18 protein-coding genes and 1 pseudogene are annotated in these 20,786 nt (G+C 71.4%); 11 read left to right on the forward strand and 8 right to left on the reverse strand.

Translation table 11 applies throughout. The annotated features are described in order from the left end of the window. Nucleotides 1-25: 25 nt before the first annotated feature. Complete coding sequence (locus tag ACIRL2_RS36680; protein WP_395864774.1) at nt 26-226, reverse strand: hypothetical protein; 201 nt, start codon at nt 224-226, stop codon at nt 26-28. A 617-nt stretch (nt 227-843) separates the two neighbouring features. On the opposite strand from ACIRL2_RS36680, the gene ACIRL2_RS36685 reads away from it, so the two are divergent. Together ACIRL2_RS36685 and ACIRL2_RS36690 are read left to right on the forward strand one after the other, a co-directional pair. After that, nucleotides 844-1,143, forward strand: a complete 300-nt coding sequence (locus tag ACIRL2_RS36685; RefSeq protein ID WP_402238141.1) for a hypothetical protein — start codon at nt 844-846, stop codon at nt 1,141-1,143. A 391-nt stretch (nt 1,144-1,534) separates the two neighbouring features. Continuing rightward, complete coding sequence (locus tag ACIRL2_RS36690; RefSeq protein WP_395864770.1) at nt 1,535-1,900, forward strand: hypothetical protein; 366 nt, start codon at nt 1,535-1,537, stop codon at nt 1,898-1,900. A gap of 86 nt (nt 1,901-1,986) precedes the next feature. Here ACIRL2_RS36690 and ACIRL2_RS36695 read toward each other — a convergent pair whose 3' ends face one another. Further along, nucleotides 1,987-2,232, reverse strand: coding sequence for a hypothetical protein (locus ACIRL2_RS36695; RefSeq protein ID WP_395864768.1), 246 nt, complete (start codon nt 2,230-2,232; stop codon nt 1,987-1,989). Between the two features lie 413 nt (nt 2,233-2,645). Here ACIRL2_RS36695 and gyrB point away from each other — a divergent pair, with 413 nt between their 5' ends. After that, on the forward strand, nt 2,646-4,736 hold the full coding sequence (gene gyrB, locus ACIRL2_RS36700) for a DNA topoisomerase (ATP-hydrolyzing) subunit B (protein WP_402238193.1): 2,091 nt from the start codon (nt 2,646-2,648) through the stop codon (nt 4,734-4,736). A 144-nt stretch (nt 4,737-4,880) separates the two neighbouring features. Here the strand turns inward: gyrB and ACIRL2_RS36705 are convergent, their stop codons facing one another. Then, complete coding sequence (locus tag ACIRL2_RS36705) at nt 4,881-5,411, reverse strand: MarR family winged helix-turn-helix transcriptional regulator (RefSeq protein ID WP_395864766.1); 531 nt, start codon at nt 5,409-5,411, stop codon at nt 4,881-4,883. A 103-nt stretch (nt 5,412-5,514) separates the two neighbouring features. On the opposite strand from ACIRL2_RS36705, the gene ACIRL2_RS36710 reads away from it, so the two are divergent. The 4 genes from ACIRL2_RS36710 (at nt 5,515) to ACIRL2_RS36725 (ending at nt 8,365) form a co-directional block, all read left to right on the forward strand. After that, the gene (locus tag ACIRL2_RS36710) at nt 5,515-6,459 is read left to right on the forward strand and encodes an EamA family transporter (protein ID WP_395864764.1); all 945 of its coding nucleotides are present in this window, start codon (nt 5,515-5,517) and stop codon (nt 6,457-6,459) included. A gap of 2 nt (nt 6,460-6,461) precedes the next feature. After that, nucleotides 6,462-7,361 (forward strand): SDR family oxidoreductase, encoded by a 900-nt coding sequence (locus tag ACIRL2_RS36715; protein ID WP_402238146.1) that lies wholly within the window; start codon nt 6,462-6,464, stop codon nt 7,359-7,361. A gap of 142 nt (nt 7,362-7,503) precedes the next feature. After that, nucleotides 7,504-7,944, forward strand: coding sequence for a helix-turn-helix transcriptional regulator (locus tag ACIRL2_RS36720; protein ID WP_395864760.1), 441 nt, complete (start codon nt 7,504-7,506; stop codon nt 7,942-7,944). 10 nt (nt 7,945-7,954) lie between these two features. Continuing rightward, the gene (locus ACIRL2_RS36725) at nt 7,955-8,365 is read left to right on the forward strand and encodes a VOC family protein (protein ID WP_395864758.1); all 411 of its coding nucleotides are present in this window, start codon (nt 7,955-7,957) and stop codon (nt 8,363-8,365) included. Between the two features lie 165 nt (nt 8,366-8,530). Here the strand turns inward: ACIRL2_RS36725 and ACIRL2_RS36730 are convergent, their stop codons facing one another. After that, nucleotides 8,531-9,676, reverse strand: coding sequence for an isochorismate synthase MenF (locus ACIRL2_RS36730; protein WP_402238148.1), 1,146 nt, complete (start codon nt 9,674-9,676; stop codon nt 8,531-8,533). 869 nt (nt 9,677-10,545) lie between these two features. Between ACIRL2_RS36730 and ACIRL2_RS36735 the strand changes: the two genes are divergently transcribed. Next, nucleotides 10,546-13,014, forward strand: a complete 2,469-nt coding sequence (locus ACIRL2_RS36735) for an ATP-binding protein (protein ID WP_402238195.1) — start codon at nt 10,546-10,548, stop codon at nt 13,012-13,014. Nucleotides 13,015-13,161: 147 nt separating this feature from the next. On the opposite strand, the gene ACIRL2_RS36740 is transcribed toward ACIRL2_RS36735, so the two are convergent. From ACIRL2_RS36740 to ACIRL2_RS36750, 3 genes are read right to left on the reverse strand one after another with little or no spacing between them, the layout of a single operon-like run. Then, nucleotides 13,162-14,418 (reverse strand): MFS transporter, encoded by a 1,257-nt coding sequence (locus ACIRL2_RS36740; RefSeq protein ID WP_395864754.1) that lies wholly within the window; start codon nt 14,416-14,418, stop codon nt 13,162-13,164. Next, on the reverse strand, nt 14,409-14,909 hold the full coding sequence (locus ACIRL2_RS36745) for a MarR family winged helix-turn-helix transcriptional regulator (protein ID WP_402238151.1): 501 nt from the start codon (nt 14,907-14,909) through the stop codon (nt 14,409-14,411). Before ACIRL2_RS36745 ends, ACIRL2_RS36740 begins: the two co-directional genes overlap by 10 nt. Before the next feature lie 33 nt (nt 14,910-14,942). Further along, the gene (locus ACIRL2_RS36750; RefSeq protein WP_402238154.1) at nt 14,943-16,247 is read right to left on the reverse strand and encodes an MFS transporter; all 1,305 of its coding nucleotides are present in this window, start codon (nt 16,245-16,247) and stop codon (nt 14,943-14,945) included. Between the two features lie 401 nt (nt 16,248-16,648). On the opposite strand from ACIRL2_RS36750, the gene ACIRL2_RS36755 reads away from it, so the two are divergent. Further along, nucleotides 16,649-16,852, forward strand: a complete 204-nt coding sequence (locus ACIRL2_RS36755; RefSeq protein ID WP_331771990.1) for a cold-shock protein — start codon at nt 16,649-16,651, stop codon at nt 16,850-16,852. An 89-nt stretch (nt 16,853-16,941) separates the two neighbouring features. Here the strand turns inward: ACIRL2_RS36755 and ACIRL2_RS36760 are convergent. After that, nucleotides 16,942-17,550, reverse strand: a pseudogene (locus ACIRL2_RS36760) (short-chain fatty acyl-CoA regulator family protein); the annotation flags it as partial. A 168-nt stretch (nt 17,551-17,718) separates the two neighbouring features. Between ACIRL2_RS36760 and ACIRL2_RS36765 the strand changes: the two are divergent. Together ACIRL2_RS36765 and ACIRL2_RS36770 are read left to right on the forward strand one after the other, a co-directional pair. Further along, on the forward strand, nt 17,719-19,218 hold the full coding sequence (locus ACIRL2_RS36765) for a N,N-dimethylformamidase beta subunit family domain-containing protein (protein WP_402238156.1): 1,500 nt from the start codon (nt 17,719-17,721) through the stop codon (nt 19,216-19,218). A gap of 306 nt (nt 19,219-19,524) precedes the next feature. Continuing rightward, nucleotides 19,525-20,646, forward strand: coding sequence for a glycosyltransferase family 4 protein (locus ACIRL2_RS36770; RefSeq protein WP_402238159.1), 1,122 nt, complete (start codon nt 19,525-19,527; stop codon nt 20,644-20,646). Nucleotides 20,647-20,786 lie beyond the last annotated feature (140 nt).

Here is a 20,786-nt window from a genome sequence, read left to right on the forward strand (position 1 = left end):
CTCGGACCCGGTCGGAATTCGAGCTTCACACGGTCACGACCTGTGTGGGATCGACGGGAACGTCGACGCTGCGGGTACCGCCGAAGACTCCGGGCAGCACGAACCGGACGATGATTCTTCCGCCGAACGCCTTGCCGGTCACCACTCCTTCCGTCCCCTGGGGCACTCGCTGCTGCAGGCCCTCACCGATGTCCTGTTGGGCTTTGACCTTCGTGCCGATGTTCACGCGTTGGTTCCCAACTTTCCTCAGGGCGAGCGGAGTTCCAGTCGCCGAAGGTCGACCGGGCGCACCTGGGGAGGGGCCGGTCGAGGGGAGTTCGAATATCGCCTCGCACGGCCGGGGCGAGCCCGGATCGGCGGCGTTCGCTCATGGTGGTCAACGGCCGGGACCGGCGACAGAGCGCGTGGATGTGCGAGTAAGGCGTGCGGCGGTCACGTCCCACTCGAACGCGCGCCCGACCAACCGAGTGGCTACCGCCCGACCCCGGGCCGGTCCGCCGACCGGCCCCGCAGTCGCGGTGGCACACCGGGTGCGCCGGGCGCGGCGCCGGTGGTAGGAAGGTGGCCCGCGGCACGTCGCGCCCAACCGTCGGTCGAGGCGAGCACCGCCAGCAAAGCCCCCGAGATCCCGCGGCGCTCGGGTCGTGCCCTGATCCGGCCGGGGCCGGGGCGAACTCGGGGGTCGGGTGGGTGATGTGTTGGGTGGTCGTGGCAGCATGCGTGGCATGACGACGAACCGAAAGGTCCATGCCGCGTAGGCGGCCGGGATACGTCCGGGCCGGCATGTCGCGTCGGCGGGCACCGGGGAAGAGGACGGCGATCGACGGACTGTCCGCACGGGCGATGTCCGAGATCTTCCGGCTCGAACGCACCCGCAACTACCTGCAACCGGGAGACGTCGGCGCGGCCGTGCGTCTGTGGAGGAACCACGTCGGCCGTTCCGAGCGCGAACTGTGGCACGACTACGAGTGGGGCAACGCGCACTGGTACTGCTGCGGCAGTCCCCTCGAAGCCCGCGCTCTCCTCGACACCCTGACGTCGGCTCTGTCGCGTCGAAGCGCACGGGAACTCCACCTGGTCATCGACAGGTTGGACGGCTTCAGGAACCGACCGTCACCGCCGTACGAGGCAGGCGAAGGCTGAAGGATGGGTCGGCGGTCGGCGGTCGGCTGCATCGGAGGGGAACGGATCGTCGACGGCGCACGCACGTCGTCGCCGCCGGGGGATAGCTCTCGCTCACCGTTCGTGGCATCTCGCACGGGCTGGGCGGATGCCGATGGCCGAGCGACCGGGGTAGTCCCGGGACGATCACCGAGGTGGCATCGGCGTGTCGCCGACTTCCTCGCGCAGTGTCACTCTGGAAGGGGCTGCACCGCAGCCGCGGTCGAGACGGCTTGTGGCCGTGTCGACCGCGGTCCGTGACCGGGTCGGTGCCGGTTTCCGGCGGTCCGATGGGCGTGGTCGTCGACTCGGTGGTTCGGTGCGTCCGAGCGCGTGCCCACCGCCACCGCGCCCATCGCCACATGGAGGAGCCATGACGGCAACGACACGTTACGACGCACCCGTTGCGATCGAAGGCGACGGTGTCGAACTTCGGATGCGCGAAGTCGGTGGTGGGATGTCCGTCGCATTCGTGCGATTCCCGCGAGGCGCCGACATGGCACCGGGGCTCGAAGGACTGCCCGACGGTATGTGCCAGTGCCCGCACTGGGGTTACCTGCTCAAGGGGCGGCTGAGGATGCGCACGAAGGACGGGAACGAGATCTACGAGGCGGGCCAGGCGTTCTATTGGGCACCCGGTCACGTGCCGGAGGCGCTGGAGGATTGCGAGTACGTGGACTTCTCGCCGACCGAGGAATTCACCGAGGTGATCGACCACATCAAGGCTCGGATGAGCTGACCGGCACACCAGGCAGCTCTGCCGGCGGGACTGGTGTGGTGCGCGACCTGTGACGAGCGCCTGCGGTTCGAGGTCGAGGGCGATGTCTATCGCTGCGGGGCGTGTCGGTTCGCCGTGCGGGGGCTGATGCCGGAGGAGGTGGTGGCGACACAGGTCGTGACCGCCATCTGCGCGTCGAGGAAGCTCGCGTCCGCGAAGCGCACCGTCGACGAGGTGGTCGAGATGTGGAACGCGTCTCGACCGGGACCGCAACGCGGGCTCGGTGGCCGGGTGACGGCGCTCTCGGACGCCTTGTCGGGTTCCTCCTTCCCGGCCTCTCGTTGCGTGTTCACGGGCCGGCGTCCGGAGGAGGTCCCGTCACCTTCGGGAGGGGGAACCAGCGGCTCCCAGGCCCCTCCGGCGGCCTGCGAAGGGGCACTGGGAGTCGGGTTCAGGGGTGCTCTGCCCGTTGTCTATCGAGGCTCTGTGTGGCGATCTGCGGGCCTGGGAGCAGTTCAGCGTGGGGGGACTTGTCGGTCTGTATTTTTGGATCCTGGATCGATGATGAAACGGCTTCCATGCCTGTTTGATGAGCGCGCGATCGGTATGCTGGAGCCCGTTCTCGCTTGAGGAGTACCGCCCCTGGAGGGCCTTGTTCGGCCTGCCCGCGTGCGGCCGGCTCCACCCGACGACACGTACGCTCCCGCCGCCCGGCGGGAGCGCGGCTTGTAGTGCCAGAAAAGAGTGCCTTGTGACTGATTCCGGCATCCTCTCCGTCGCCACCGAGTCCGAAGCCGACGGTTCCCTCGATCCCACCGCCGTCCGCGCCCCCGGCTCGGCCGCCGCCCCCGCACCCACGTCCGGCGACGGCGGGGAGGGCGTGGCGTACGGCGCCAACGAGATCAGCGTGCTGGAGGGGCTGGACCCCGTTCGCAAACGGCCCGGCATGTACATCGGTTCGACCGGTGAGCCCGGCCTGCACCACATGGTGCAGGAGATCGTGGACAATTCGGTCGACGAGGCCCTGGCCGGTTTCGCGGACCGGATCGATGTGACGCTGCTCGGCGACGGCGGTGTTCGGGTGGTGGACAACGGGCGTGGCATTCCCGTGGGTCTGCACCCTGAGAAGCGGAAACCGGCCGTCGAACTCGTGTTGACCGTGCTGCATGCCGGCGGCAAATTCGGCGGCGGCGGATACGCGGTCTCCGGCGGGCTCCACGGAGTGGGGCTGTCGGTGGTCAACGCCCTGTCCACGCGCCTGTTCGTGGAGGTGCGCGCCGACGGATACCGGTGGAGTCAGGGATATCGCAACGGTGTGCCGACCGCGCCGTTGGCGCGGCACGAAGGCGTGACCGACACGGGCACCTCACTCACCTTCTGGGCCGATCCGAACGTCTTCGAGACCACCGAGTACTCCTTCGAGACGCTGGCCCGCCGCCTCCAGGAGATGGCCTTCCTCAACAAGGGCCTGACCCTGACCCTGACGGACGAACGCGCGGGCGCGCGGGCGCCGTCGGGCTCGGGCGACGGCGGTGTCGAGAAGGCGGGGGCGGACCGGGCCCGATCGGTCTCGTACCGCTACCAGGGCGGCATCGTCGACTTCGTGCAGCACCTCAACTCCCGCAGGGGCGACCCGGTACACCCCTCGGTCATCTCCCTCCGGGCCCAGGGTACGGGGCAACACCTGTCCGTGGACGTCGCGATGCAGTGGAGCACCCGCTTCAACGAAGGCGTGTACTCGTTCGCCAACACCATCCACACCCACGACGGCGGCACGCACGAGGAGGGATTCCGTACCGCGCTGACCGGCGTGGTCAACCGCTACGCCCGAGAGCGGAGGCTGCTGCGGGACAAGGACGACAACTTCTCCGGTGAGGACGTGCGCGAGGGGTTGACGGCGATCGTCTCGGTGAAGTTGGCGGAGCCGCAGTTCGAGGGCCAGACCAAGACCAAGTTGGGCAACACGCAGGCGCGGACGTCCGTCCACAAGGTGGTCCACGAGCAGTTGGCGGACTGGTTCGACCGGAACCCGAACGAAGCGGCGGACATCGTCCGCAAGGCGATCGCGGCCCGGAGTGCCCGTGTCGCCGCCCGCAAGGCGCGTGATCTCACCCGCCGCAAGGGCATGTTGGAATCCGCAGCGCTTCCCGGCAAGCTCGCGGACTGCCAGTCCACCGAGGCCGACGCGTGCGAGATCTTCATCGTCGAGGGCGACTCGGCCGGCGGTTCCGCGAAGTCCGGCCGCGACCCCCGGTACCAGGCGATTCTGCCGATTCGCGGCAAGATCCTGAACGTCGAGAAGGCGCGCATCGACAAGATCCTGCACAACCAGGAGATCCAGGCGCTCATCTCGGCGTTCGGCACCGGGGTCCACGAGGACTTCGACCTCGGCAAGCTCCGCTATCACAAGATCATCCTGATGGCGGACGCCGACGTCGACGGCCGGCACATCAACACCCTGCTGCTGACCTTCCTCTTCCGCTTCATGCGGCCCCTGATCGAAGCCGGACACATCTACCTCTCCCGACCCCCGCTCTACAAGATCAAGTGGAGCCGGGACGACAGCGAGTACGCCTACACCGACCGTGAACGCGACACCCTCGTCGAAATCGGTCGGCGACAGGGCAAGCGTCTGCGCGACGACACCATCCAACGCTTCAAGGGGCTCGGCGAGATGAACGCCGAGGAGCTCCGTGTCACGACCATGGACCCGGACCACCGTGTGCTGGGGCAGATCACGCTGGACGACGCCGCCCTGGCCGACGACCTGTTCGCCGTCCTGATGGGCGAAGACGTGGAGGCCCGACGCTCGTTCATCCAACACAACGCCCAGGACGTGCGCTTCCTCGACATCTGATCCACCCTCGGCGCCGTCGCCACCGGCCACGACGGGCACCCCTCGCGGAGCATCCCACGCCGAACCCCACAAGCGTGGCATACCCGAACGTTCGTGAGATCGACCCGTGTTCCGCGGCGGATCGCCCGTACTCCCGCGTGGGGGCTACGCGTTGGGTCGGTCGGTTTTCAGGGGGTTGCCGGGGGCATGGTCGCCGAGGCTGTTGAGGAGTTGGCGCAGGAGGCCGGCGAGGCGTTCCTGGTCGCCGTCGCTCAGTTTCGCGAGGAGTCTCGCCTCCAGGTCGACATGGTCGACGACGACGCCGTCGATGAGTTCGCGGCCACGGTCGGTCAAGGTGATCAGCACGCTGCGCCGATTGAGCGGATCGAGTTCGCGGGTCACCATCTCCCTCGCAACGAGACGGTCGATCCGGTTGGTGATCGCCCCGGAGGTGACCATCGACGACTCGACGAGTTGCTTGGCGGTGAGCCGGTACGGGTGACCGGATCGGCGCAGCGTGCCCAGGATGTCGAACTCCCAAAGCTGCAGGTCATGCGTGGCGAAGTGGTCGCGAAGCTCCCGCTCGAGCAGTCGGCAGGCGCGCTGGATCCGGGCCACGACGCCCATCGGCGTGGGGTCGATGTCGGGCCGCTCGACCCGCCACTGGTCCATCCGCCAGTCGACGTTGTCCTCCACGGGCTGCCGCCTCCCAGAACCTCTTAACGTGAAACTGTTTGACGTCATCCTAACAGGGAGCTACATTCGCCAACGTTGAATAGTTCAACGTTAAGGAGAATTGATGCTCCGGGACCCGAGCCGGTCCGGAACGGGACGTGCGTCCCCGCCCGGCGGCACGCTGGGACTGACCCTGCTGACCGCGACCGCACCGGCCACGTGGGGCACGACATACCTGGTCACCACCGAGTTCCTCCCGGTCGGCTATCCGCTGGTGTCCGGAGTGATCCGCGCGCTGCCGGCGGGGCTGATCCTGCTCGCCGTCACCCGGCGACTGCCGCACGGCACGTGGCTGTGGCGCTCCCTGCTGCTCGGCACCCTCAACATCGGCGCGCTCTTCGCCCTGCTGTTCGTGGCCGCCTACCGCCTGCCGGGTGGCGTCGCGGGGACCCTCACCGCCGTCCAGCCACTGCTCGTCGTCGGCCTGGCGTACCTGCTCCTGGGCGAGAGGCCCACCGGCTGGCGGCTGGGCTGGGGGCTGGTCGGTGTGCTGGGCGTCGGGTTGATCGTGCTGCGCGGCCGGCTCTCCTTCGACCTGCTCGGCGTCCTGGCCGGAATAGCGGCCGCCGGCGTGATGGCAGGCGGGATCGTCCTGACCAAACGCTGGGGGCGTCCGGACGGCGTCGGCCCGGCGACCATCGCCGCGTGGCAGCTCACCGCCGGTGGGCTCGTGCTCCTGCCGCTCGCGCTCGTCTTCGAAGGACTTCCGTCCGGACTGGACGCTCGTGCGCTCGGCGGCTACGCGTGGTTGTCCGGTGTGGGCGCACTGCTTTCCTTCCTGGTCTGGTTCCAGGGCATCGGCAGGCTGCCCGTGGTCGCCGTGTCGTTCCTGGCCCTGCTCTCGCCCGTGGTGGCCACGCTCCTGGGCTGGTTGTTCCTGGACGAGTCGCTCACCCCGTGGCAGTGCTTCGGGTTCGTGCTCGCGCTGACCGCCGTCGCCGCCGCGCAACTGACCCCCGACGTCGTCCGTGACCTGCTCCGTATCCCCGCCACCGCCAAGGGAGAATGAACATGACGCGCACCGTGCTGATCACCGGAGCCACCGGAACCGTGTCCACCGCACTGCTGAACACGCTGACGGCGAAGGACGTGGCGCTTCGCGCGCTCGTGCACGACGAACGCAAGGCGGACGGCCCGCGCGCGCAGGGCGCCGAGGTCTTCGTCGCCGACCTCGACGACGCCCGGTCGCTGCCGCCCGCCTTCGAGGGTGTGCACGACCTGTGGCTGCTCACCCCGAACGGTCCGCGCGCCCCGGAGAACAACATGAACCTGCTCTGGGCCGCCCGCCGGGCAGGTGTGGAGCGCGTCGTACGCCTGTCCGTGGTCGGCGCGGCGCACGACGCGCCGAACCGCAGCGGCAGGCTGCACGCGCTGTCCGACCGGGAGACCGAACGCTGCGGCATGCGCTGGACGATCCTGCGCCCGCACTGGTTCATGCAGAACCTGCTGAACGAGGCCGGCGACATTCGTGCCGGCGGCACGTTCGCGCTGAACATGGCCTCGGCTCGGATCGGCATGATCGACGCACGCGACATCGCCGCGTGCGCGGCCCGCGTGTTGTCGGACGACCCGGATCGCCACCACGGCAAGACGTACACCCTCACCGGCCCGCGCTCGCTGAGCTTCGACGAGGTCGCCGAGCAGACCGGCCGGGTTCTCGGCAGACCCACGGCGTACCTGCCGGTCGGCGACGCGGCCAAGCGCGAGACGTTGCTCGGCTACGGCGTTCCGCCGTGGATCGTCGACATGCTCGAGGAGTACGCACAGGCGTACGCCTCCGGGTGGGGGGACTTCACCTCCGGTACGGTCGCCGACCTGCTCGGTCGCCCGCCGCGCGACATCGCCGACTTCGTCCGCGACCACGCCGCGGCGTTCACGACCGACGACTCCCGGTCGGCCGTGGACGCCTGAGACCGTGACCGGCCGCCCGGCCCGATCGCGCGGGTGCGCGACGGGGCCGGCGGCGGGTCCGCGATCGCCCGGGCACGAACCCCGCCGAGCCGCTTTCACGCAGGTCGGCGGGGCTGTCGGGATGCGGCGGTAGGGTCGTGGCATGGACCAGCAACACCTTGCCAATCTCGCGCACCTGCGCCGAGCGCGGGATCTGGTGGACCGCGAGTACGCGCGTCCGCTGGACGTGCCGACCATGGCCCGCCACGCGCTGATGTCGCCGGGGCACTTCTCCCGGGCCTTTCGGGCGGCCTACGGCGAGACGCCGTACGGCTACATCATGACCCGTCGGGTCGAGCGGGCGATGGCGCTGTTGCGCGAGGGCATGAGTGTGACCGACGCGTGCATGGCGGTCGGCTGTACCTCGCTGGGCTCGTTCAGCTCGCGGTTCACCGAGTTGGTGGGCATGACGCCGAGCGCGTACCGCGCGGCGGACCACGAGGCCGTGCTGGCGATGCCCACGTGTGTGGCCAAGGTGCGCACCCGGCCGACCAGGGAGTCATCCGTCAGGATTGGAGAAGCGGCTCCCGGCACCGCCGTCTAGCGTTGTTCGCATGACCATTTCACTCCAGTACTGCCACATCACCGTCAACGACGTGGACGAGTCGCTCGCGTTCTACCGCGACGGACTCGGCTACGAGGTGCGCAACGACGTCGGCTCGGACGGGATCCGGTGGATCACGCTCGGCAGCCCCTCCCAGTCGGACGCCGAACTCGTCCTGTCGGTGCCGCACGCCGGCCGGTCCGAGGCCGACGGGGACACCCTGCAGGAACTGCTCGTCAAGGGTGTGCTGCCGATGGTCGTGTTCCGCACCGACGATCTCGACGCGACCTTCGAGAGGGTGCGCGCCTCCGGTGCCGAGGTGCTCCAGGAGCCCATCGACCAACCCTGGGGCCCGCGCGACTGCGCGTTCCGGGACCCCTCGGGCAACATGGTGCGCATCTCGCAGACTCCCAAGGCGTAGCAACCGGCACACGGACGCGGCTTTCGCGCGCCGCCGCCCCGGGGCTCGCCCGCCTCCGGGGTCGGCTGCGCGCGGAAGCCGGGCGTGCCGTCGATGGATCCCACGGCGGACCCGGCCCCGTGTTCGTGCCCGGGAACCGCGCCGGGGCAGTGGTGTGTTCGGGGATCACCGGAAGGCGGCGCTGGGGCTCAGGACGGCCGGAGCCGGTCGCAGGGCGTCCAGCATGGTGGTGAACTCGGCCCTGGTCTGCGCGAGTTCGCGTCTCGGATCGGATTCGGCGAGGATGCCCGCCCCCGCGTGCAGGCGTACGCCGTCCGGGTCGGTCTGCGCGCACCGCAGGGCGACGACCCATTGGCCGTCGCCGTGGCGGTTGGTCCAGCCGACGAGACCGCCGTAGTAGTCGCGGGGGCGGGTCTCCAGTCGGCGGATCAGCGTGTGCGCGGCGTCGCGGGGCAGGCCGCACACCGCGGGGGCGGGATGGAGCAGGGCGGCCAACGCGAACGCGGTGGGCGCGGGCCGGCGCAGCCGGGCGCGGATCGGGGTGCACAGGTGCCATAGGCGTCCGGCGGCCTTGAGCCGGGGTCGGTCGGGGATGTGCAGGCGGGTGCACAGCGGATGCAGGACGCGGCGCAGTTCGTCGACGACCAGGGCGTGCTCGCGCAGCTCCTTGACGGAGCCGGCGAGCGCGTGTGCCGCCGCCAGGTCGCGGACGGGGTCGCGGTGCCGGGAGGCGGTGCCGGCGAGCGGGTTCAGGGCCAGCAGGTCGCCCTGTCGGGTGAGCAGTAGTTCGGGAGAGGCGCCCAGCAGCGCTCGGGCGCCGGGCGTGCCCGGCGGGTCGAGGGCGACGTGGAAGAGATGGGCCAGTGGGTGGAGACGGTCCAGCAGGGCCAGGGTCGCGACGGGGTCGATGTCGCGGCGCAGGGTCAGCGTCCGGGCCAGGACCACCTTGTGGGCCTCGCCGGCCCGCAGACGGCGCACGGCCTTGGCGACGGCTCCCACATAGGCCGCCTCCCCCCGCGTGTCGACGCGATGGGGTCCGGTCGGTACGGCCGGTGGGCCCGGCCGGCGCTGCCGGGGTGTGGCCGTCACCCGGCCGAGCGCGAGCGCCGCGGGGGTGTCCTCGTCGAAGGGCAGGGCGCCGACGACGCACCAGCGCGGGTCGGCGTCGCGCAGTGTTCTCGCGGCCGCGTGCGCGGCTCGGGTGAACTGCCCAGGACCGAGCGGGACTTGGGTCGGAAGAGGGGTGGTGGACCGGGCCCGCAGGACGTGCCGGGACGTGGTCAGGAGCCAGTGTGCCGGGTCGTGGGACATGATCCGCTCCCGGGGGTCGTGCGGCCGGTGGTGCCGGCCGCGCGGGGACGCACCGTCGTCGACATGGCGGCGGTGCGGGTGATACGAGGGATGTGATCGGAGACGGGGGACGCGACAACGTCGGCGATGACGCGGGGTAGGTGACGCCGGCGGGATCCCCCCGCGATGCGCGGCCGCATGGCCGTGCGCACCGTGCGGTCGTTGCCGCCCACCGCGCCGGTGACGACGGGTGCATCCTGGTCCGCCCCGGTCGGTCGCACGCCGCTCCTTCCGGGCGGCCGCGTGGCCGCCCGGCTGCCACTCCACCACCCGAACCCCCTCGCGTGGCAGGGCGTGTGGGGGTGGTGCGCGCGCACCGGGTGGTGCGCGCGCACCCGAAGGCACCGACGCGCGACCGCGCGCCGTGGCCGCACCCGGATCCGACCCGCGAGACTCGAACGAGCGTAATCCGCCCCGGCTTCGCCCGTCGTCCCGTCGGCTCCGCCGACGCGGGCCCCGGCCCGGACCCATCCGATCCGGCCCGGCCGTGCCGACGTTGCCGCGCCCGCGGTCGTGCCGGCCGGCTCCACCCGGCGGTGGTCGGCGCGTTCGTCCACGACAATGTCCGGAGCCCGGTCGTCGGAACTACCGGGTGGCGGGTGGTCGGTGCACGAGCGGGGTCGGCACGCTCGACCCCGGCCCTCACCCGGCCGCGAGCGGACGAACGGAAGGGCTGAGCGCGGGTGCCATACGGACACGGCCGGTGCCGGAAGTCGTCGAAGCGCGCCACCGCGGAGGTGAGCGGATCCGTCCCGAAGACGAACACCTCGCGGCGCGGCGCGTTGCGGGTCTACCTCGGCGCGGCGCCCGGCGTCGGCAAGACGTACGCGATGCTCGACGAAGCCCATCGCCGGCTCCTCCGGGGAACCGATGTGGTGGTCGGCGTCGTGGATTGCGGCGGCCGGCCGCTCACCGAGGAGATGCTGGTCGGCCTGGAGATCGTCGCGCCACGCGAACTGGTCCACCATGACGGCGAGTTCACCGAAATGGACGTGGACGCGGTGATCGCCCGCGGACCGCGCGTGGCGCTGGTCGACGACCTGGCGCACACCAACGCGCCGGGATCGCGCAACGAGAAGCGGATCCAGGACGTCGAGGAGATCCTCGACGCCGGGATAGACGTGATCTCCACGGTCGACGTGCGGCAACTCGCGTCGCTCAACGACGTGGTCGCGTCGATCACCGGCGTCCCCCAGCGCGAGACCGTGCCCGACGGCGCGGTGCGTCGGGCCGATCAGATCGAGTTCGTCGACCTGACTCCCGAGGAGCTGCGCCGCCGAATCGCCGACGGGGACGTGTACACCCCCGAGCGGGCCGATGCCGCCCTCGCGAACTACTTCCGCCCGGGCAACCTGACCGCGCTGCGCGAGCTGGCCCTGTTGTGGGTGGCCGACGGGGTCGACGAGTACTTGCGCGAACACCGCAACCGGCACGGGTTCGACGCGATGTGGCCGACCCGGGAACGGGTCGTGGTGGCGCTCACCGGCGGGCCGGAGGGCGACACGCTGATCCGGCGGGCGGCGCGGATCGCGGGTCGGGGCCCGGGCGGGGAACTCCTGGCCGTGCACGTGGCCCGCAGCGACGGCCTGTCCGGATCCTCACCGGCCGACCTGGCCCGTCAGCGCCGGCTGGTGGACTCGCTCGACGGCACGTTCCACTCCGTCGTCGGCGACGACGTACCCGGCGCCCTGCTGGACTTCGCCCGGGGGGAGGATGCCACGCAGATCGTGCTCGGCAGCAGCCGGCGCAAGCCCTGGCAGTTCGTCCTGGGTCCGGGCGTGGGCGCCACCGTGGCGGCCCGGGCCGGCGACATCGACACCCACATCGTCACCCACGAGTACGCCGGTCGCGGGCGGGACGACCGACCCAGGCGCACGGTCACCGCCCGGGGGCGAGCGGTGCCGGCCTGGGTGGTCGCGCTGCTCGGACCACCCGCGCTGACCGCCGCGCTCGTACCGATCCGGGGCAACGCCGCGCTGCCCCACGACATGCTCCTGTTCCTGGCCCTGACCGTCGCGGTCGCGCTGTTCGGCGGCCTGTGGCAGGGGGTGGCCACCGCCGTGCTCGGCTCGTTGTTCATGGACTACCACATGACGCCGCCGCTGGACACCCTGGACATCGCCGCGCCGGGAAACGTGCTCGCGCTGGTGGTCTTCGTGGTGATCGCGCTGGCGGTGGCGTCGGTCGTCGACCTCGCCGCGCGACGTACCCAGCAGGCCGAACGTGGTCGGGCCGAGGCGGAGACGCTCGGCTTCCTCGCCGGGAGCGTGCTCAGGGGCGAACGGGCGTTGCCCGCGCTGTTGGAGCGGGTTCGGGTGACCTTCGACATGCGATCCGTTTCGCTGCTGCGCCGGGACGGACCCCGCGGGTCCTGGGAGAGCGTCGGGTCGGTCGGCGTGGATCCGCCGGCGCGGCCCGACACGGCGGACGTCGAGGTCGCGGTGGACGAGTCGCTCGTGCTGGTGCTGTCCGGCCGCCCGCTGCCCGCGGACACGCGCCGCGTCCTGGGCGCGTTCGCCGCGCAGGCGGCGCTGGTCCTGGAGCGGGGTGCCCTGGTCGCCGAGGCGGCGGAGGCGCGTCGGCTCGACGAGGGCAACCGGGTCGACACCGCGTTGTTCGCCATGGTGGCCCGGGACCTGCGGGCGCCGCTGGCGGCGATCAAGGCCGGGGCGTCCGGTCTGCGGGTGGAGGAGGTCGACTGGGAGCGGGCGGACCGGGCCGAGTTGCTCGCCACGATCGAGGCGGGCGCCGATCGGCTCGACCGGTTGATCGGCAATCTGCTCGACATGAGCCGGCTGCGGATGGGCACGGTCGACCCGTTGCCGAGCGACATCGCGCTGGACGAGGTGATCCCGGGCGCGGTGGCGCGGGCCGCGAGGTCGGGGGTGCGGGTGTCGATTCCGGAGACGTTGCCGACCGTTCGGGCCGACGCGGAGTTGTTGGAGCGGGTGATGGCCAACCTGGTGGAGAACGCGGTTTTGCACACTCCGGCGGACACGCCCGTGACGGTCGTGGCCGGGACGGTCCGCGGCCGGGTCGAACTGCGGGTGGTCGATCGTGGTCCCGGCCTGCCCGACGACGCCAAGGACCGGGTCTTCGAGGCGTTCGCGCGGCACGGAGACGCCCCGCGAAGTCGTGGTGTGGGCCTGGGACTTGCCGTCGCGCGCGGCTTCGCCGAGGCGATGGGCGGCTCGCTGGCCGCCGAGGACACGCCCGGTGGCGGGCTCACCATGGTCTTCGTGCTCCCCGTCTCGACCGGGCCGAACCCGGGTGGAGTGCGGGGCGAACTCGCGAGCTGAGGTTCATCCGCCGTGCGCCGCCTCCCGAGCCCAGGTCACCCGCCGCGTTCCGGGTGGGCCTCCGGCCGACCTGCCGTACGCCGCGACGGTCACCTGCCGGCCGGAAGCCTACCCACGAAGTTCGGTGTGGCGCCGCCGAGTTGCCGATCAGGACTTGGTGAGCGCGGCCGGACCGGCAGGCGTTGTCGCGAATCGGCGGAGGCCCGGTGTGGCCGTCGCGACCAAGGCGACCGCGCCGACGCACAGGAGGCCGCCGCTGATCAGGGCCGCCGTACCCGAGGTGGCGTTCGCGACGAGACCGCCGCGCAGGTTGCCGATGTCCGGCCCGGCCTGTCCGACGATCTGTTCGGCGGCGCCGACCCGGCCGAGGAACTCGTTCGGGGTGTGCAACTGGACGATGGTGTTCCGGGAGATGACGGACACGGTGTCGGCGGCACCTGCCAGGACCAGGAAGCCGAGCCCCACCCACGGGTTGGGCGACAGACCGAACAGTGCGAGCGACCCGCCCCACGCGACGGATCCGCCGAGCATCACCAGGCCGGGGCGAGGCAGTCGGGTGAAGGCTCCGGAAAGCACGGACGCGATGACGCCGCCGACGGCGATGGCGGTCAGGAACAGTCCGAGGGTGCGTGGATTGTCGTCGAACCGCTCGGCGTTGATCAACGGGAACAGGCTGATCGGCATCGACAGCACGGTGGCGGCGAGGTCGGTCAGGAGCGCTCCGCGGATGACGGGGGTACGGACCAGGAAGGCCAGGCCGTCGAGCACGCCTCGGAGACCCGGGCGCACCTGCTCGTCACCGGGGCTCATCTTGGGCAGGCCCAGTGCGCCGTGGATCGCCGCGAGGAAGGTGAGGGCGTCGATCAGGTGGCAGGTGCCGACGCCGAATCCCCCCACGATCAGCCCGCCCAGTGCGGGGCCCACCAGCATGGCGCCCTGGAAGGACATCCCGTTCAGGGCCAGCCCGGCCGCGAGTTGCTCCCTGGGCAGCAGGTGCGGGATGAAAGTGCGGGCCGCCGGGCCGCTGCCGGCCACGAAGCAGGATTGCAGCGCGACCAGCAGCAGCACGCCCGTGGGCGGGAGGTGCCCGAGGAAGCCCTGGACGGCGAGCAGCAGCGAGCACGACGCCAGGCCGCAGGTGGTGAGCAGATAGAACCGCCGCCGGTCCACGCGGTCGACGAGCGACCCGGCGAAGAGTCCGAACACGACGATCGGAAGGGCCTGGGCCAGACCCACGGCACCGGTCCAGGCGGTACTGCCCGTCGTCTGCCAGACCTGGAACATCACCGCTACAACCGCCATTTGGCTGCCCAGGCCGGACAGGGTCCGACCGATCCACAACCGTCGAAACGGTGGTGACGTGCGCAGCGGGGACACGTCGATCAGCGCGTGCCTCACTCCCATGCGGGGTCCTGCGCCAGTTTCTCGGCGATCCGGTCGTGGAAGCTCTTGCGTTCGAGGGCCTGTTCGATGTCGGTGACGACGCGGGTGAGCGGGTAGGGGATCTCCGCCTCGATCTCGGCGATGGCGGCCTCGGTGGCCCGCCACTCCGCCGCCAGTCGGCCGACGATGTCGCGGGCCTTGTCGGTGAGCGTCACCTTCTTGCTGCGCGCGTCCTCGCCCGCGACGGTCCGCACCCAACCGGCCGCGCGCATCGCGGACACCTTCTGGCTGAGCGCCGAATGGGTCCGGCCGACGGACTCGGCGAGTTCGGTGATGGTCATCGGCCCGGTGGCGTGCAGCCGGAGCAGTTCCATCACGAAGCTCGGCTTGAGCCCGTCGATGCGCTTCTCCGCGTACAGCCGGGCGATGTCCGCGTCCATCGAAGCCTGGAGCAGCCGTAGAGGACGCCAGTGGCTCTGCCGGGAGGGATCGGGTGCGTGGTCCGGGGGCATGCGGGAATCATAACAGCACTTATATAAGTGCTGTCAGATTTCACCGGACGCTGGGCCTCGGCCGGTTGGTGCAGTCCGATCCAGGCCAGTGTGCCGGGCGCGCCGGGCAACTTCCGGTAGATCTCCTCCGGCGTCGCCGGCGCGGTCCGTCCGGCACGAACGGCTCGTGCGGGATCCTCGGCCGCGCGGCGCCACGAGGTGGCGGGCCAGGGCGAGCGCGGCGAGGAACGTCAGGAACGCACACACGCCAAGCCATCCGGTTCGGCCGTGGACCTGTACCCCGATCCAGGAACCCGCGCTGCCGCCCAGGTAGGCGCAGGTCATGTAGGCGGTGTTGAGCCGGCTGCGGGCGTCGGGGCGCAGCGCGAACACCCGGGCCTGGTTGGCGACCATGCCGGACTGCATCGCGATGTCGAGCAGCAGGGTGCCGAGCACCAGGGCGACCAGACCCGGCGTGCCGCCCACGGCGCCCGCGGCGAGGACCGGGGCACAGCCGAGGACCGCGAGCAGGCAGACCAGGTTCACCGTGTCGGGTCCCCTGCGGTCGACCAGGCGTCCGGCGATCGGGGTGCAGACCATGGTTGCCGCGCCGACCAGCGCGAGCATTCCCACCGCGTGGGCGCCCAGGTCGTACGTGGGGCCGGTGAGCAGGAGTGTCAGGCAGGTCCACACGGCCGAGAACCCGGCGAAGATCGTCGCCTGATGGAAGCAGGAGCGGCGCAACTCCGGTTCGGTGCGCAGCAGGCGCAGGGGTTCGGCCAGGAGGGCCGGGTACGGCCGGCGCGAGGGCGGGACCGTCTTCGGCAGGATGCGCGCCAGGACGCCGGCGAGCAGCAGCACCAGGACCGCCGCCACCAGGTAGGGCGCGCGCCACCCCAGCCATTCGCCGAGTGACCCGCCGAAGGTGCGAGCCAGCAGCATGCCGCCGATCGAGCCGCTCAGCAGGGTGCCCATCATCGCGCCGCGGCGCTCGGCGGCGACCAGCCCGGCCGCGAGCGGGCCGACGATCTGGGCGGCCACGGTGGTGACGCCGACGAGGGCGCTCGCGGCGACCAGGGGCGGCAGGGTCGGGGCGCAGCCCGCGGCCAGGAGGGCGACGCCGGAGAGGGCGAGCAGGGTGACCAGGAAGGCGCGATGGGGGAGTCGGTCGCCGAGCGGCACCAAGAGGAAGACCCCGGCGGTGTAGCCGATTTGGGTCGCGGTCACCGCCAGCGCGGCGGCGTCGGGGGACTCGTGCAGTCCGGCGGCGATCAGTGGGCTGATCGCCTGCGGGAAGTAGATGTTGCCCACGCCGACGGCGCAGGTCAGAGACAGGATCAGGACCAGGCCGCGGCTCATCGCACCTCCACCGACTCGCGCGCGTCCACGGTGTCGGCGACGCGGCGGGTCGTGCCGGGGGAGGGCACCGGGGGCCGGGGGCGGGCTGTGTGTAGCCGGAATTTCGTCGAACCGTCGGCAGACGGGTGCGCACTCCGGGAGTTCGACCGAAATCCGTGCCCATGGGCGCTGTCGGACCCCCGAGCCGGTGTTGCGCTCGTGACTGTTTGGTCGGGGACATGGCGCGGCGAACCCTGCTCGGGTACGGTCGTTCCCCAGTAGTCGTGGCTCGACGTTCGTTCGCCCGTGATCGCGATCACGGGCGATTTTGCTGTCCACAGCGCTTCTCGGACCATGGCGATCACCTCCGGGCCCGCACCTCGCGTGGCGCGATTCCATTTATCTGATCGAGGAGTTCGACCGTGGCCAGTGGCACCGTGAAGTGGTTCAACAGCGAAAAGGGCTTCGGTTTCATCGAGCAGGACGGCGGCGGCCCCGACGTCTTCGCCCACTACTCGAACATCTCCGGCAGTGGGTACCGTGAGCTTCTCGAGGGGCAGAAGGTGACCTTCGACGTCACGCAGGGCCAGAAGGGCCCGCAGGCGGAGAACATCGTCGCCTCCTAGTACGTCGCCGGCCGCGGTGGCCGCAGGCCACCGCGGCACGACACATTTCGACCGAAAACCGGCGCCGCGCGCACCCGGGGCCTTCGGGGTCACACTCCGGGGGAGTCGACCCGGTAGGGGACCAGGGTGGTGCGGTTCTCGTCGACGGCGAGCCGGTGCCCGGCGGCGGGACAGGCCCGCCGGGGACAGTCGCGGCGCTCGCACACGCGACATCCCAGGCCGATCGGCGTCGCCGCCCGCGGATCGTTCAGGGCGAGGCCGTCGGTGTACACCAGCCGGTGTGCGTGCCGGAGTTCGCAACCCGGGGCGACCGCGAAGCCGGCCCCGGCACCGCCCCACGCGCGCCGCCCGCGAGTGACCGTACGGGCGATCCGGAAGTAGGCGCGACCGTCGGGCATGGTGGCGATCCGGGTGAGGACGCGGCCCGGCGCGGAGAACGCCTCGTACACCCGCCACAGCGGGCAGGTGCCGCCGCAGCGGGAGAAGCGGAAGCCGGTCGCGGACTGCCGCTTGGAGACGTTGCCCGCCCGGTCCACCCGCGGGAACACGAACGGCACCCCACGTCCGCGCGGGCGCTGGAGTGTGCCGAACCGATGGCACACGGTCTCGAAACCGACCCCGAAGCGCGCCCCGAGCAGGTCGATGTCGTAGCGCACCTCCTCGGCCGCGGCGTGGAAGGCGGTGTAGGGCATGACCATCAGGGTTCTGGACCTTGTGGCGTGGCTAGGTTTCGAGTGCGGTCGAAGCCGGCGGGAGGCGTGTCGGCGGGAATGCGGCCGCCACCGGCGGGAGAACGCCGCGTCGAGTGGGCCACGTGGCAGGAAGGCATCCCGGTCTACGCACGCATCCGAGGGGTGACACATCCGATGACCGGTTCACCACCGCACGCGCGGCCCGGGCCCGACATCGCGGCCTCGACCCGAGAGCCGGTCGTCGACGGATATCCCGCCCGGCCGGGGGTCCGCGCGGGGGACACGCTGCGGCTGCATGTGTCCACCCGTGCCGACCGGTTCCGGATGGACGTGTACCGGTGCGGCGAGACCCTGCGCCACATGGCCTTCCTGATCGCGGACGGCCGCCACGCCCCCGCACGTCGCCCCGAGCAGGACTGGTGCTGGCCCGGCTATGACTTCGCCGTCCCCGCGAAGTGGCCCTCGGGGGTGTACGTGGCGATCCTGCGGGCGGACGCGGACGGGCCGCCGGATCCGGCCCCCGACAGCACCGAGGCGGTGGACGCGCGCGCGGGACGGATGTTGTTCGTGGTGACGCCCCGAGTGCCGACCGCGCGCATCCTCTACAAGGTGCCGGTGTTCACCTACCACGCCTACAACGAGAGCGGCGGCGGGAGCCTGTACCGCTCGACCCACCACCTCGCGACCCCGCCGCCGGGCGGCACCAGGATCGTCGGTCTGCGACGTCCCGGCGGTGGCATCGGCGGTCCCGTGAAGGGGCACCCGGACGCCCACGATCCACGCACCCCGCGCCAGACGTTCGCGCACTGGGACGCCCCCTTCATCGCCTGGCTGGAGGCGAACGGTCACACGGTCGACTACTGCACCGACCTGGATCTGCACGAGTCGCCCGAACCCCTCGACGGACACCGGCTGTTGCTCTCCGCCGGCCACGACGAGTACTGGAGCGCGCCCACCCGCCGACACGTCACCGCCTTTCGCGACCGAGGCGGCAACATCGCCAACTTCGGCGCGAACACCTGCTGGTGGCGCGTCACGGTGACCGACGACGGCACCGCCCTGGCCTGCACCAAATTCCCACCGGGCGCACCGCTGGGCGTCGACCTCGACGCGCTCCGCGGCGTCCCCGACCACTGGTGGGAAACCGAACCGGAGAACACGCTGACCGGTGTCAGCTACCGCAACGGCGGCGGCCACTGGCTCGGGCCCCGAGCCCCGCTCGGCTTCACCGTGCAACACGCCCAGCACCCGATCTTCACCGGCACCGGACTGCGCGACGGGGACCTCCTCGGCGCCGAGCACGCCCTGGTCGGCTACGAGTGCGACGGCGCGGCAACGCGCCGCGACGCGTCGGGAGCGGCCGTGGCCACCGGCGAGGACGGCACACCGGTCGACTTCACGATCCTGGGCGTCGCCGAACTCCCCGCGGACCCGGCCGCCGGCTGGCATCACGCCGCGCGCGAGAGCGACGGGTGCGCACGAATGGCGACACTGGGCCTGTACACCCGAGGCGGCACCGTATTCACCGCCGCCACCGTCGACTGGCCGCGTGTGCTTCCCCTGGACCGGCAGGTGCGCACCATCACCCACAATGTGATCACGATGTTGTCCCGGAACCCCGGGCCCGCGTCGTGTGGTCCGAAGGATGTGTCCGTGCCGGCGGAACCCGGATGACCCGCCAGGCCGGCGGATCCGGGACGATCCGCCACCGCGGCCCCGCGCCGACCGCTCGGCCTCGTGTCGATCTCGTGCCACGTCTTGTCCTCGGGGCCGACCCGCCCACACCATGGCGCTTCCGAGGTTCCGCGCCGACGGCGGGGAAGTCGGCCATTCGAAGGGGGCCCGGACATGCGGGACGACCTCGTACCGAGCCCGGACGCTCGGGCCGAACGACAGGCCGAGGGGAAGCGGGCTCCCACGACGTTGCCGCGCCGCGCGACTGGGCGTTCACCTGTCGCATCGGCCCGGGCGTAGACGGGCATGCGGATCGCCTATCTGCACCCCGGCAGCATCCCCTCCCTCTACGCCAACAGCGTGCACGCGATGCGCATGTGCGACGCCTTCGCCCGGGCCGGTCACCAGGTGACCCTCTACACCGCGCCCGGCTCGTTCGACGTCGATGACGCGCACGCCTACTACGGCGTCCGGCACCGTTTCCCCATTCACAGGGTGCCGAGCCCGGACTACACCCCGGCCGGATACCGGGTACGCGCCGAACGAGTGCGAGTGCTCCTCGTACGCGACGCCCCCGATCTGATCTACGGCCACGACCTGTACGCCCTCACCGCCGCGGTCGGCGTCGCACCGCTGGTGTACGAGACCCATCGGCTGCGGGACGACCCGAACACGCTGCGCATCGAACACGAGCTGCTGCACGCGGGCGTGCTCGCGCGGATCGTGGTGATCACGCACGCGCTCGAACGCGAATACCGGCGTGTGTACGGCGCGGTCGCACCGCTTCCGCTCCTGGTCGCCCCCGAGGGCGCCGACCCGCCCGATACCCGCGCCGGCCTCGAGAGCCCACCGGAACTCCCGGGGCGGGCACACGCTCCACGGATCGGCTACGTCGGACACCTCTACGAGGGGCGCGGCATCGACCTGGTCCTCGACCTCGCACGCCGGCTCCCGGACCTCGACTTCCACCTCGTCGGCGGCACCCCCGAGGACCTCGCGCGCTGGACCGGCCCCGGTCGTCGCGTCGCCAACGCGTACTTCCACGGGCACCGGCCGCCCGCGACCGTCGGCGCCTACTACCCGCTGTTCGACGTGGTCCTGGCCCCCTACCAGAGCGAGGTCTACACCGCCGACGGACACTGCGAGACGGGCCGTTGGGCGTCTCCGATGAAGATGTTCGAGTACATGGCCCACGGGCGGGCCATCGTCGCGTCCGACCTGCCCGTCCTGCGCGAGATTCTTCACGACCGGATCAATTGCCTTCTCCGGCCACCCACCGACGCATCGGCCTGGGCCCTGGCGATCACCGAACTCCTGGCCGACGAACCACTGCGCGGCGCGCTCGGCGGCGAGGCCCGGAGCCGAGTGCACGCGCACCACACGTGGCGCCACCGTGCCGACCGGGTGCTGGCGAACCTCGACCGGTGAGGGTGATCGGGGAGGTTCGCGTTCGGTGTGGTGGGGGGGGACCCCCGATGGGTTGCCACCCCCCAAACCCACCCCCCCCCAAAAAAGGGGGGGGTACGGACCCCCGCGCCGGGCCGGGGGGGCGGGGGGGGCAAAACGGG

Source organism: Embleya sp. NPDC127516 (genome assembly GCF_044765325.1).
Taxonomy (GTDB): domain Bacteria; phylum Actinomycetota; class Actinomycetes; order Streptomycetales; family Streptomycetaceae; genus Embleya.